This window comes from Paenibacillus sp. 598K (assembly GCF_003851045.1).
In the GTDB taxonomy this organism is placed as follows: Bacteria; Bacillota; Bacilli; order Paenibacillales; family Paenibacillaceae; genus Paenibacillus_D.
The window spans coordinates 3,985-4,271 of the sequence record NZ_BFBX01000027.1; the positions used below are offsets into that span (position 1 = coordinate 3,985).

1 protein-coding gene is annotated in these 287 nt (G+C 65.2%); it reads left to right on the plus strand.

What is annotated here, in order from left to right; translation table 11 throughout:
• Nucleotides 1-215: iron chelate uptake ABC transporter family permease subunit (locus PA598K_RS09815; RefSeq protein ID WP_148091928.1), on the plus strand; the 215-nt coding region annotated here is incomplete at its 5' end.
• Nucleotides 216-287: the final 72 nt, after the last annotated feature.

Sequence of the window (287 nt, forward strand, 5' to 3'; positions counted from 1 at the left end):
TCGGCTTGATGGTGCCGCATATATGCCGCTATCTGATCGGCAACAATCATTACTGGCTGCTGCCGCTGTGCGCCTTGACCGGCGCGACGCTGCTCGTGGCCGCCGACACGGCCTCGCGCTTCCTGCTCATGCCGCGGACGGTGCCGGTCGGCGTCACCACGGCGCTGCTAGGCGTCCCCTTCCTGATCTATCTGGCACGGAGGCGAAGCGCATGAGGGAAGGACGCAATCGGCAAGCCGTCACCCGTAAGCTGGCCATGCTGCTCGCAGCCTCGTTGCTGCTAGCTC